Source organism: Halomonas sp. KX33721, assembly GCF_001596805.1.
Lineage (GTDB): Bacteria > Pseudomonadota > Gammaproteobacteria > Pseudomonadales > Halomonadaceae > Vreelandella > Vreelandella aquamarina.
Genome location: NZ_LVIA01000006.1, coordinates 1 through 11,546, shown reverse-complemented (window position 1 = coordinate 11,546; position 11,546 = coordinate 1). Strand labels below are relative to the sequence as shown.

Genomic DNA, 11,546 nt, shown 5'->3' with positions numbered 1-11,546 from the left:
AATCTCCTGGCAGTTCGCCGTCAGTCACGCAGCGAGGCGTAATAAGCACGAATATGGTCGGTCTCGCGGTAGTTCACCGCCTGCTTGTCGCGCTCAACCGGACTTTTATCATCTGCCTGTGCCAGCGTGACGTGGCCTACCGCAACGGCTGCACCCGCAGCGGCGGTGCCTAAACCAACGGTTTTCATAAACCGGCGGCGCTCAGGGTTATGTGACTGGTGCATGGGGTTCTCCTCTTTCATGCCCTTTTTTTATGCGTGGCCCGTAGGCCCTGTTGTTCGCTTAACGCTGCGCACGGTCACGTCACGGTGTGGCTTTGCGCGCTGCACCGGCGTCATAGGAAGCAGGCTCCACTATGCGCACCGGTTGATAGGCCGCTTGATCGCTCAAACGTGCCTGTTCGCTCTCCATAAAAGCACTACCCAACTGCCCCAGCGCTGAATAGAAAGCGGTGTCTACTTTTGCAAGGTCATCCCAACAGCGGCTAGCCCAGGGGGCAAGGTGCTGTTGGAAAAAGGTGAACTGTTCACTACTTTGCGCGGCGATGAGCATGGCCATCACTTCGCACATCGCCGCCAAGTGATCCTCTGGGTCCCGGGTATGCTCGCTGCGCTCAAAGCCTAGCGCACGGAGATCTTGGCGCAGCGCGACCAGCGCGGCTTCCATCAGCTCGCCGTTGCGGTACCAGGATGCATAGGGCACAACGTCGCCTTGAATGACGCCTACTAAGTGGCGGAAATGCGCACGCTTCAGGCTGTCCACATCGCTTTGGCCTGCCGCTTTTGACAGCGCGGCCCAGTATTCGGCAATGCGGCTACCATCTTGCTCAATATCGAGGCTTTCTAGCCACGCCAGTAGCTCGCTGTCCGGCGCTTGGCGCAGCAGACTGGCAAACAGCTGGTAGATATCCATTCGCAGCGCATCGGTTTCACTTAGCGTCGGCATTGCATCGCTCATTGCTTTACACCTTTAGTTGCGCTTCAGGGTCACGAGCCATGGTTTTCCACACGTCTTTCACCCGACAGTCTTCACACATTTCTAAGCGCGTCATGGCATCACCGGCAAAGTAAGGGTGGTTGGCCAGCTTGGCTTTAATGGTGGCAACGGTGCTGGCGGTGGCAAACGGCTTACCGCAGCTAATACATTCGAAAGCCGCCTCTTCGTGGCAAATATGCCGCGTTTCGCGCGCAGGTGCCGCGAGGAAGCCTGGCTCCAGCGTGATGGCGTCTTCAGGGCAGGCCTGTTCGCAGAGCCCGCACTGTACACAATCGGCTTCCAGGAAGCTAAGCGCGGGGGTATTACCGCCGGATTTAAGCGCAGGCGTTGGACAATTGCTGACACAGGCGTGGCACAGCGTACAGGCCGCGCTATCGACATTAATGCCGCCGTAAGCCGCCCCTTGAGGCATGGCGTGACGCTCACCGCTGGGAGCCCCCAGTTCAGCCAACCGCACCAGCACAACGTTCAGGCGAGCACGCTTATTAGGCTCATTAAAGCTCAATGGCGACTCGGTGAGCGGTGTTAGGCTGGGCAGCGCATCTCGCTCGCCCTCGGCATCTACCGACAGTAGCTTAATACGCGCGGCGTCGTGGCCTAGCGCAGTCAGCAAACTATGAGCCTGAGTGATTTGATGCTCTAAAAATGCGCTGAGCCGATTCGGCATGTCGTCGTGAAGCTGAATGCGCACTTCAGAAGCGCCGCTGGCGAGCGCCGTCAGCCACTGGTCGTGGCCCGCCGCGCCCAGCTCTTCCAAGGGGGCATCAATGATGTGACCCGGCGTGGTAATGCCTGCAGCACGCTCAGCTTCCAGCGAGTCATGGGTAATAAAGCGCAGCACCGGCACCTCGCCACCGGCGTCCCGATAAGCAGTGAGCCAAGTGGCTAACGTATCCTGCTGACGGCGGGTTTCCGGCAGGCGAAACTCGATGGCACCCGTAGGGCACGCACTGGTGCAACTGCCTACGCCTTGGCAAAGGAAAGGATCAATCTCAATGCGCGACTCAATGCGGCCTTGGATGCTAGAAATCGCATCCGCCGGGCAGACGTCGAGGCAGCGAGTGCAACCGACGTTACCACTGGAAGAGTGGGCGCAAAGATCGGTATTGACCTGGAAATAGCGCGGTTTATCGAACTCACCGACCAGTTCCGTCACGCTCTCTAACACGTCGGCACGCTCAGCTTCCTGGCGCTCCCATGCGAGGCGCAGGTAGCCCGGCGGGGGCAGTTCCCAAGAAGCGACGTTAAGTACTCCCTCCGAAAGGTCCAGCACTACGTCAAACACGTCCCGCTCAATCAGCGCTTGGGCAAGATTGAGAGAGTCGCCATCGTCTTGGCTCAGAGTGGCACGAAAACCACCCAAATGACCCGCGATGTTAAGCTGTGACTGTTGATGCGCACTCAGCACTTGAGCGATCAGCGGCTCGCTGGCGACGGGAAGATCAACGGCCTCATCTGTGGTCAGCATCGTGAGGGACGCTAATCCTCGCCCCTGAAGCACTCGTGCCGCTTGAGTCACTGACGGCGCACTACCGAGCAACAGCACATGACCGCGGCTGTGGTAGGTCACGTTGGCAGGCGTTAAATTCACCGGCCATGAGATACGCCGACGCACCGCTTCACGAGCGGCGACGTTGCGCTGGTCGTCAATCGACGCCAGTTGGATTCGTTGGTTCATGCATTCTCACGGTCAAGAGGTCGTTTTTGTTATAATTAGAGATTAGATTTTGTCATCTCACCACGGATGACTTTCGGCGTTATAACGACATAGCTTCTTGTATCAGCGTATGGCGAAAACAGCTTTTTTGCCACTTCCTTTGGTCGTACCGCTGTCAACACAAGCCCGCCATACTTACCATAACCCACTGATTCAAAAAGCTAACTGTCTTTTCTTCGCTCTCCTGGAGCGTGATCAGGATAATCAGACTGGTCGTCTGGCGAGGCACTTTGTACAAAACTGTCATCACTTGTGCAAGCGCTCACCTGCTCAGGCGGGCTTTCAGCCGCTACTTTTTCGCTGTATTCAGCGTCTTTTTGTGCCGAATCTTCCAGCTTCTCTAAGGTCTCTTCCGCCTTATTGGCCCAACGCCGCAGCTTGCCCGCTAGCTCGCTGGCCATGGGCTTTAACTGTTGAGTGAAGTCGGCGTCGTAATCATCCAAACCATCGCGCACATTGTAGTTACCGGTGGCCCAGAGCCTCCGCAGGGCACGGCGGCGCAGCGCAGCACTGACGCCAGGCACCATAAAGGCGCTGAAGTCGCTGCCTGCAGGCAAGGCGTCTGGGTCGGGCAACGTGTGGTCCAGGCTGCCCGGCAGGGGCGGAGCTGCGGCCTCTTGCTCGTCTACCGCTGAGGAGGAGGCATCTATGCCGTCAGACTCAGGCGCGTGCGTCTCCACTTCCAACTGAGGCTCTATCGGCTCCACCGGCTGACTGTCATCACTCTCATGTTCAATGCCGCGCTTTTTACGCGACCAGCGCTCCAAACGGCTCACTGTGGCTGCTCCTTGGTCGGGGTCTCTTTACTGCGCCCGGCCCCTTTGCGTTTTTTCTTGCGGGTTTCCATCGGCGCTTCACCGTGGCGCGCGAGATAGTGCTCTATCCACACCTGAATCGCCATCGGCATCGCAGCTTCTAGCACTTGCTGCTCGCCATCTAGCCAGCCTGCGGCTACATCCTGGCTGGCGGTGATGGCATCGGGCTTCGGGGTTTGCCCGGTGAACCCGGCACGCACGAACAGGCGCGGCGTCGGCGCGGTGAGGTTAAATCGATAGGCGGCTCGCTCGGTCATATAGAGCTGCAGGTTGAGTACGCACTCCCCTTGGTCCCCCGGCACTAGCTCTGCAATGCGCCACTGGGTCAGCGTGAAACTGCGCACCTGCTTGGGCTCCGCCACTAAGGTAACGCTCAGCGCGCGCAGATTATCACTCATGGGTTTCACCACCTTAGACCTTGAACGGGTAGACAAGTAAGCCTTTTGAGCGCCATCATCGTCAACTCAGACTATTTTACTCAACTATTATGATCTTGTGCGCCGTGTTTGCGTCAGCCACACAGCGTTTTGGTATCAGTGAGGATTGCGGATGCCCGCCCTTCAGTTAAGCCGAGCCCGCTTACCGGCCACGACCACCATTGATGTCATGGATGCCTACGGCGACACTCGCCCCCAGGCCATTGCCGCCGAGCGTGCGCTTACGGTGTATCTTAACAAGCGTGAAATTGTCACCCTGATGACGCTAGGCGATGACCCCGAGGCACTAGTGGTAGGCTACCTGCGCAACCAGGGGCTATTAAGAAGCGCCGAGGACTTAACCGCGGTTCAAGTCGATTGGGAAGTAGAGGCTGCGGTGATCGTTACCCGCCACCTGCCTGATGATTTGGAAGCGCGCCTTAGCACGCGCACCGTCACAACGGGCTGCGGCCAGGGCACGGTGTTTGGTAAACTGTTGGAGCAAACTTCTCTCACAGCGCTGCCTGAGACACCGCTGGCCCAATCGACGCTCTATCAACTGTTGACCAATTTGAACACCTATAACGACACCTACCGCAGCGCGGGCGCGGTACACGGCTGCGCGCTGTGCCACCAAGCTCAGGTGCTGGATTTCGTCGAAGACGTGGGCCGCCACAACGCCGTGGACACACTGGCGGGTCGCCAGTGGCTTAACCAAGCCGATAGCCGTAGCGCCGATATTTTCTACACCACGGGCCGGCTAACATCGGAAATGGTGCTGAAAGTCGCGCAAATGGGCATTAGCGTACTGGTATCGCGTTCAGGCGTGACACAGAAAGGCGTAGAGCTGGCCGAGCGTTTCGGCGTGATGCTGATTGCCCGAGCGAAGGGCAAAGGCTTCCAAGCCATTAACGCCGCTGGCCGCTTGACGCTGGACGCGATTCCCCCCAAGCCGCCGAGCGCGCGCTCGTCCAAGGAGGCAGGCATATGATCGCCAAGCACGAACTGACTGGCATGATCCTCGCGGGCGGAGAAGGCCGTCGCATGGGTGGCCGTGATAAGGGCCTAGAGCCATTTGCCGGACTGCCGCTGGTGGCACACACCGTCAAGCGTTTCGAAGGCCAGGTACATGAGCTGGTGATTAACGCCAACCGTAATAGCGATGCGTATGCGCTGTTTGCCGACCGTGTGATTGAAGATGCCGAAGGCGGCTTTAAAGGCCCGCTGATGGGTATTTACAGCGGCCTGCGTGCGGCTCAAACTCCGTGGCTGCTGGTCGCACCCTGCGACTCCCCTGCGCTGCCCCACGATTTGGTGGCGCGCATGGTCGCAGGTATTACTCACGAGGGTGTCGAGCACGATATCGCCGTGGCGTTTGATGGCGAGCGCCTGCACCCCGTCGTCGCGCTGCTACGTACGTCGCTGGCTGACGACTTAGCGGCCACCCTGGCCGAAGGCGAGCGTAAAATCGATCGCTGGTACGCGCGCCACGCATGGTGCCGGGTGGATATGTCTGACTGCCCTGAAGCGTTCGCCAACCTCAATACTGAAGAGGAGAAAGCCCGCTTGGAGCTGGCACTGACAACGCCTTCCCAGGAGACGCCATGAGCCTGTCGTGTTTTGAACTGGGCGAGCAGATGCTCAGCGTCGATGCCGCCCGCGATGCGCTGATGACGCTGGTTGAGAAATCGGTAGCGGTAGAACAGGTGGCACTAGCTAGCGCCTACGGACGCAGGCTGGCGACTGATATCACTGCGCCTATTAACGTGCCACAGAATACCAATGCGGCGATGGATGGCGTTGCCTTATCCTGGCCAAAGCAGCCGCCCTTTCAAACCCAATGGCCTGTTGCGGGCGATGCCTTCGCCGGGCAAGCGTTTGAGGGTGAGGTGCCCTCTGGCCAGTGCGTACGCATCACCACCGGCGCGCCGCTGCCCAGCGGCACCGATACGGTGATTATGCGTGAGCAGCTCATTGAGGGCGACGACAGCGTCACTATCGATGCGCCAGAGCGGGTCAGTGTTGGGCAGCACGTTCGCCAAGCCGGGGAGGATATTGCCAAAGGGGCCGTTGCATTGACGGCGGGCACACGGCTGGATGCTGCCAGCATGGGGCTGATTGCTTCATTAGGCCATGCCACCATCGACGTCTATCAGCGTCCAAAGGTAGCGATCTTCTCCACCGGCAACGAAGTCACGCCGCCGGGAGAGCCACTCCCCAGCGCCGGAATTTACGACACCAATCGCTTCACCCTGATCGGCATGCTTAGCGAGCAAGGGGCCGAAGTGGTGGATTTAGGTATTCTGCCCGACGACCCGCGCGCTATTGAGCAAGCGCTTGCGGAAGCAGCGGCGCAGTGTGACCTTGTGATTACCAGCGGCGGCGTGTCCGTGGGCCACGCGGACTACACCCGCGCTGCGCTGGAAAAGCTCGGACGGCTGGCCTTTTGGCGGGTGGCGCTACGTCCTGGCCGCCCGATGGCCTGCGGCCAACTGAGCGACTCCCGCACACCGTTTGTGGGGCTACCCGGTAATCCGGTGGCGGTGATGGTTACTTTCAGCCAGTTTGTGGTGCCGCTTTTGCAACGGCTGCAGGGGCAGCTGCCTTCTCCGCCCTTACGACTCACAGCGATTGTCCAAACACCGCTAAAAAGCCGCCTGAAGCGCACCGACTTTCTGCGTGGCATTTATACTTGTGATGAGCAGGGCGTGCTACATGTGCGCAGCACAGGTGCCCAGGGCTCGGGTATTTTGACTTCCATGGTGATGGCCAACTGCTTAATTGAACTTGGCGATGACCAGGCAGACGCACAGCCAGGCGAGGCGGTCTGCATTCAACCGATAACGAGCTGGCAATGACCGAACAACTGATTGACGATTTTGGCCGCCGAGTGCGCTACGTGCGCATTTCGGTGACCGACCGCTGCGACTTCCGCTGCGTGTACTGCATGAGCGAGGAGATGACATTTCTTCCCCGTGCGCAGGTGCTCACGCTGGAAGAGCTCGCCATGGTGGCGCGCGCCTTCACCGAGCTTGGCGTCGAGAAGATCCGCCTAACCGGCGGCGAACCGCTAGTGCGCAAAGGGATTGAGCAACTGGTGGACGAGATTGGCGCCCTACCGGGGCTGGACGATTTCACCATGACCACCAACGGCGCCAGCCTGCGCAAGCACGCCAAGCGGCTGTATGACGGCGGCCTGCGTAGGCTCAATATCAGCCTCGACTCTCTCGACCCCGAGCGCTTTAAGCAGCTGACGCGCACCGGCGACTTAGCCAAGGTGATCGACGGCATTCACGCCGCCAAAGAGGCGGGCTTCAAGCGTATCAAGCTAAACGCGGTGATCTTGAAGGGGCGCAACGAAGACGAAGTGCTCGACTTGGTGACCTTTGCCCGTCAGGAGGGCCTCGATATTAGCTTTATCGAGGAGATGCCGCTGGGCGATGTGTCGGACCACTCCCGGGCAGAGACCTTCTACTCCAGCGACGACGTTCAGGCATTGATCGAAACACGCTACCCGCTGACGCCCACGACGGAGAGCACACCAGGGCCGTCGCGCTACTTCAAAATGGCCGATAGCGACAGTCGGGTGGGCTTTATCTCACCCCATAGCCATAATTTCTGCGATAGCTGCAACCGAGTACGGGTCACCGTAGAAGGTCGCCTGCTGCTCTGCCTAGGGAATGAGCACTCAGTGGACCTGCGCGCCGTACTGCGCCGCCACCCTGGCGACATGCAGGCGCTCAAAACCGCCATTATCAATGCGCTGCCGCTCAAGCCCGAACGCCACCACTTCACCACCGATGGCGACGTGCAGGTGGTGCGTTTTATGAACATGACCGGAGGTTAACCGTTGGCAGCCGCTTCACGCGTTCCCGTTCACATCGTCACCGGCTTTTTAGGTAGCGGCAAAACCACGCTTATCCACAGCCTGATCGAACAAAAGCCTGTGGATGAGAAGTGGGCGATTTTGGTCAACGAATTTGGTCAGATCGGCATTGATCAGGCGATGTTTGATGCGCGCGATGATGTGGTAGTGAAAGGGTTGCCCGGCGGCTGCCTATGCTGCCAGCTAGCGTTCGTGCTCCAGGCGGCGCTGGTCAATTTATTAGCGCGCAGCAAGCCCGACCGGGTGATTATCGAGCCATCGGGCCTTGGTCATCCGGCGGGGTTATTAGATTTACTGCGCGGCGAGGCGTTTCAAGACGTGGTGACGGTGCAGGATATCATCGCCACGCTTGACCCACGCCGATTGGATGAAGCCCGCGTGCGTGAGCACGACACGTTTCAGGACCAGCTAAATATGGCTGACGCCATCGCTATCACCATGGGCGAGCAGGCAAGCAGCGCCCAGCATCAACAAGCGCAGCAGTTTATCGGCACGCTCTGGCCGGCCCGTAAATGGGTGTACACCGTTGAGGAAGGGGTGCTGCCGGTGTCGCTCATCTTGGACAGCGGCCAGGCGCGCCAACAAGATCAGCCTGCGATGCCTGCCGAGCATCAGGCTCTGGCAGCCGGCCCTAGCCTAGAGGGGGCTTTTTTCCGATTTTCCGCCCCCTGCTGGCCAGCCCCAACAGCAAACCGCCACTGCCCTGGGTTACACCAGCACAGGCCTGCGCTGGCACCCTACCGAGCGCTTCGACCTAGACCATCTCGCCCACTGTGTTGGCGAGCTGCCCGCGACGGCGCGGGTAAAGGGAGTGTTCCACACCGCTGACGGCTGGAAACGGTTCAACCGCGCGGATGGCGCCCTAAGCGTTGTCAGCAGCGCTTGGCGGCAAGACTCGCGGCTTGAGGTGATTACCCCCGAGAGCTTTGAGCACGCCGCGCTGATCGCGGCATTACTCATCAAGCTGCATGCCTCACGTGTAGGACTGAGCTAGCACGGCTGCTTCAATGTCATTAACGGACACCGGCCGCCCGAACAGATAGCCCTGAAAGGCGTGACAGCCATGGGCCATCAGCCACGCCTGCTGCGCTTCCACTTCCACCCCCTCGGCAATCACATCCAGGCTTAAGCTCTTCGCCAGGGCAATGGTACTTTCCACAATCGCCGCGTTTGCTTTGCTCTCTAGCACTTGCTGCACAAAGGATTGGTCAATTTTCAGCTGGTCCAACGGCAGTTGGGCCAAGTAAGCCAGCGACGAGTAGCCGGTGCCGAAGTCGTCCAGCGAGAAACGAACGCCCAAGGCTTTTAGACTGAGCATTTTATCGCGTGCATCGTCACGCGCCTCTACAAACAGCGTTTCAGTGACTTCTAATTTCAGCTGCTCTAGCGGCGCTTGAGTACGCTGAAATACCTGCTCGACCCGCTGTAGAAAGTTGTTCTCGCGGAATTGTAATGGGCTGATGTTCACCGAAATCGTGAGCCTATCCAGCAGCGGCGAACCTGCCCACTGGGCTAACTGCTGGCAAGCCTCTTCCAGCACCCACTCCCCGACATCATTAATCAGCCCTGTGCTCTCTAGCAGCGGTATAAACTCGCCCGGCGAGACTAACCCACGCTCAGGGTGCTGCCAGCGCAGTAGGGCTTCAACGCCTATTAATCTACCCCGACGATCAACCTGAGGTTGGTAATGCAGCCGCCATTGCTGATGCTCAAGCGCTTGGCGAAGCTCCGACTCTAGTTTTACCTTAGCTAGCAGTTTTGCCTGCATGGAAGGGTCAAAAAAGCGCACTGCTCGTCGGCCGCTGGCTTTCGCTTGAGAAAGTGCCATATCTCCCTGTTGAAGATAGTCGTCTGCGCTGCGCTGGCTATCTGCGATGATCGTAATACCTACGCTAGCGGTGACTAACGCACTCTCCTCCCCCACGCTGATCGGCTCATCCAGCGCCACCAGCAGCTTATACGCGATATGTTTAGCCAGTTGCTGAGTTTGCCGTGGGCTACCATCAATCCCTTCAATCAGCACCGCAAACTCGTCGCTTCCCAACCTTGCCAAGGTGTCGGTATCTCGCAGCATTCGCCCAAAGCGCCGGGATATACTTTGCAACAGCTGGTCGCCCGCATGGTGGCCTAGGGTATCGTTAACATGATTAAAGTTATTAATATCGATCAGGATTAACGCGCCGCAGCGCTGATGGCGGTTCAGCTCTTTTAGCGCTGTGCCAATACGGTCAATAAACAGCCGCCGGTTAGCGAAACCCGTAATGGGGTCATAAAAAGCAAGCTGGTGGATCTCCTGCTCGGCCGCCTTGCGCTCACTGATATCACTCATCGTGGCAACGTAGTTCGTGAGGTTACCGTCGGCATCATACACTGCACTAATCGTCAGCCACTCAGGGAACAGCTCGCCGTTTTTACGCTGATTCCAAATTTCCCCTTCCCAGCTACCCGTTTCTGCAACGCTGTTCCAAAGTCGCCGATAGAACGTGGCATTATGGTGTCCAGAGCTGAACATGCGCGGATTTCTGCCAATCATCTCCTCATCGCTGTAACCGGTAATACGCTTAAAAGTATCATTAACCTTCAGGATATTGCCCCGCGCATCGGTCACCATAATGCCTAAATGCGCCTGGAATGCCGCAGCGGCGATTTGCAGTTCAACCTCGGCTTGCTTCGCGTCGGTAATATCGCGGGTCACAGAAAGCACTCCTTCAAAGTATTTTGTTTTGCTTGCCAAGGGGCTAACAGTGGCATGAAAGTAACGTTGCTGTTGGCCTAGCATCAGCGGGTATTCAAACGTCGCCACCTGACGGGTTTGCTGAACTTGATGAAAGATGGTGTCAAAGGTGTTTGCCAACGTGGGGGGGGGCCAACACCTGCTGATAGTGCAATCCTAGCGCTTGCTGGCTACCCAAGAGTAGCTTGTCCTTTGCGATGGCATGGATAACAGTGGAAGATACACCACCGCGACTCTATGGGCGCAATGCCAGGATAGTGACGCTTCGCTTTTTTTGATGTATATCAATTTTTTTGTTAAACGCAATGCAGCACCCCCCTCTTTTTTCCTGATCAAGAGACAGTTATGGCATCACTAGGCCAAATGAGCGACTACGAAATACGCCTGATCCGCATTTTTAAGACGGTCGTTGAGTGCGGCGGTTTTACCGCTGCGGAAACCACCTTGGGGATTAGTCGCTCGGCCATTAGCCAGCATATGAACGACCTGGAGGGGCGTCTGGGGTTTTCCCTATGTCAGCGAGGACGCGGCGGATTCAGCCTAACAGAAGAGGGGAAAGAGATTTATCAGGCAGGGCTAACGCTGCTTACGGCGCTGGAGACCTTTAAAAGTGACGTTAACGCGCTGCATCACACTATCAAAGGCGAATTGAATATCGGTATTACCGTTGACATCCTCCCCTCCCTCAGCTTGCGCTGCCGCCTTGCAGCGGAAAGGAAGGGGATTCCCAGGTCGTTACCTTCCTGGTTCCTGCTTCGATGTTCGTTGCCTTCAATGCCTTGGCACTGCTGGTCTTACACAAACTCCACAGGCGTACATTCCCGAGTGCCCCTCGGTATGATCTTTCAACCATCTGCACCGGCTAATAGCGCGGTGCCTGCTTGCAGAATGTTGCGGGCCGCATTCACGTCGCGGTCGATGCCCTGAGTACCGCAATCTGGGCAGTCCCAGGTGCGAACATTCAGCGGTAGTGATTCCAGCA

General features: G+C 58.0%; 13 protein-coding genes and 1 pseudogene. 7 read left to right on the top strand and 7 right to left on the bottom strand.

Annotated features, from left to right (window positions below; translation table 11 throughout):
• Window positions 1-20 precede the first annotated feature (20 nt).
• The 5 genes from A3220_RS02130 to A3220_RS02110 form a co-directional block, all read right to left on the bottom strand.
• A complete protein-coding gene (locus A3220_RS02130) occupies window positions 21-224 on the bottom strand; it encodes a twin-arginine translocation signal domain-containing protein (RefSeq protein ID WP_052509959.1) in 204 nt (67 codons plus the stop codon).
• Window positions 225-303: 79 nt separating this feature from the next.
• On the bottom strand, window positions 304-957 hold the full coding sequence (locus tag A3220_RS02125) for a molecular chaperone TorD family protein (protein WP_062372819.1): 654 nt from the start codon (window positions 955-957) through the stop codon (window positions 304-306).
• Window positions 958-961: 4 nt separating this feature from the next.
• Window positions 962-2,674 (bottom strand): 4Fe-4S dicluster domain-containing protein, encoded by a 1,713-nt coding sequence (locus tag A3220_RS02120; RefSeq protein ID WP_062372816.1) that lies wholly within the window; start codon window positions 2,672-2,674, stop codon window positions 962-964.
• 200 nt (window positions 2,675-2,874) lie between these two features.
• Window positions 2,875-3,489 (bottom strand): DUF3306 domain-containing protein, encoded by a 615-nt coding sequence (locus A3220_RS02115; protein ID WP_062372812.1) that lies wholly within the window; start codon window positions 3,487-3,489, stop codon window positions 2,875-2,877.
• Entirely contained in the window at window positions 3,486-3,926 is a 441-nt protein-coding gene (locus A3220_RS02110) for a DUF3305 domain-containing protein (protein ID WP_062372809.1), read from the bottom strand. Before A3220_RS02110 ends, A3220_RS02115 begins: the two co-directional genes overlap by 4 nt.
• Before the next feature lie 151 nt (window positions 3,927-4,077).
• Between A3220_RS02110 and A3220_RS02105 the strand changes: the two genes are divergently transcribed.
• Genes A3220_RS02105 through A3220_RS17735 form a run of 6 tightly spaced genes read left to right on the top strand, consistent with a single transcriptional unit; the run spans window position 4,078 to window position 8,824 of the window.
• Window positions 4,078-4,935 (top strand): formate dehydrogenase accessory sulfurtransferase FdhD, encoded by an 858-nt coding sequence (locus A3220_RS02105; RefSeq protein WP_054641250.1) that lies wholly within the window; start codon window positions 4,078-4,080, stop codon window positions 4,933-4,935.
• Complete coding sequence (gene mobA, locus A3220_RS02100) at window positions 4,932-5,552, top strand: molybdenum cofactor guanylyltransferase MobA (RefSeq protein WP_062360934.1); 621 nt, start codon at window positions 4,932-4,934, stop codon at window positions 5,550-5,552. Before A3220_RS02105 ends, mobA begins: the two co-directional genes overlap by 4 nt.
• The gene (gene glp, locus A3220_RS02095; RefSeq protein WP_062372805.1) at window positions 5,549-6,802 is read left to right on the top strand and encodes a gephyrin-like molybdotransferase Glp; all 1,254 of its coding nucleotides are present in this window, start codon (window positions 5,549-5,551) and stop codon (window positions 6,800-6,802) included. Before mobA ends, glp begins: the two co-directional genes overlap by 4 nt.
• Window positions 6,799-7,791 carry a GTP 3',8-cyclase MoaA gene (moaA, locus tag A3220_RS02090; protein WP_062372802.1) on the top strand — a complete coding sequence of 331 codons (993 nt, stop codon included), beginning with the start codon at window positions 6,799-6,801 and terminating at the stop codon, window positions 7,789-7,791. Before glp ends, moaA begins: the two co-directional genes overlap by 4 nt.
• Before the next feature lie 3 nt (window positions 7,792-7,794).
• Complete coding sequence (locus A3220_RS02085; protein WP_252860402.1) at window positions 7,795-8,658, top strand: GTP-binding protein; 864 nt, start codon at window positions 7,795-7,797, stop codon at window positions 8,656-8,658.
• Complete coding sequence (locus A3220_RS17735; RefSeq protein WP_354702717.1) at window positions 8,555-8,824, top strand: GTP-binding protein; 270 nt, start codon at window positions 8,555-8,557, stop codon at window positions 8,822-8,824. The genes A3220_RS02085 and A3220_RS17735 overlap by 104 nt, the downstream gene beginning before the upstream one ends.
• Here A3220_RS17735 and A3220_RS02080 read toward each other — a convergent pair.
• On the bottom strand, window positions 8,804-10,525 hold the full coding sequence (locus A3220_RS02080; protein WP_354702714.1) for an EAL domain-containing protein: 1,722 nt from the start codon (window positions 10,523-10,525) through the stop codon (window positions 8,804-8,806). The two genes, A3220_RS17735 and A3220_RS02080, sit on opposite strands and share 21 nt — an antisense overlap.
• A 384-nt stretch (window positions 10,526-10,909) precedes the next feature.
• On the opposite strand from A3220_RS02080, the pseudogene A3220_RS18230 reads away from it, so the two are divergent.
• Window positions 10,910-11,257 (top strand): annotated as a pseudogene (locus A3220_RS18230) (LysR family transcriptional regulator); the annotation flags it as partial.
• A gap of 152 nt (window positions 11,258-11,409) precedes the next feature.
• Here A3220_RS18230 and A3220_RS16710 read toward each other — a convergent pair.
• The coding region (locus tag A3220_RS16710; protein WP_164834373.1) for a zinc ribbon domain-containing protein at window positions 11,410-11,546 on the bottom strand (137 nt) is incomplete at its 5' end.

Coding starts and splice junctions, on each gene's coding strand:
- moaA (WP_062372802.1), top strand. CDS start 6,799: ATGACCGAACAACTGATTGACGATTTTGGCCGCCGAGTGCGCTACGTG.
- A3220_RS02125 (WP_062372819.1), bottom strand. CDS start 957: ATGAGCGATGCAATGCCGACGCTAAGTGAAACCGATGCGCTGCGAATG.
- glp (WP_062372805.1), top strand. CDS start 5,549: ATGAGCCTGTCGTGTTTTGAACTGGGCGAGCAGATGCTCAGCGTCGAT.
- A3220_RS02120 (WP_062372816.1), bottom strand. CDS start 2,674: ATGAACCAACGAATCCAACTGGCGTCGATTGACGACCAGCGCAACGTC.
- A3220_RS02105 (WP_054641250.1), top strand. CDS start 4,078: ATGCCCGCCCTTCAGTTAAGCCGAGCCCGCTTACCGGCCACGACCACC.
- A3220_RS02110 (WP_062372809.1), bottom strand. CDS start 3,926: ATGAGTGATAATCTGCGCGCGCTGAGCGTTACCTTAGTGGCGGAGCCC.
- A3220_RS02130 (WP_052509959.1), bottom strand. CDS start 224: ATGCACCAGTCACATAACCCTGAGCGCCGCCGGTTTATGAAAACCGTT.
- mobA (WP_062360934.1), top strand. CDS start 4,932: ATGATCGCCAAGCACGAACTGACTGGCATGATCCTCGCGGGCGGAGAA.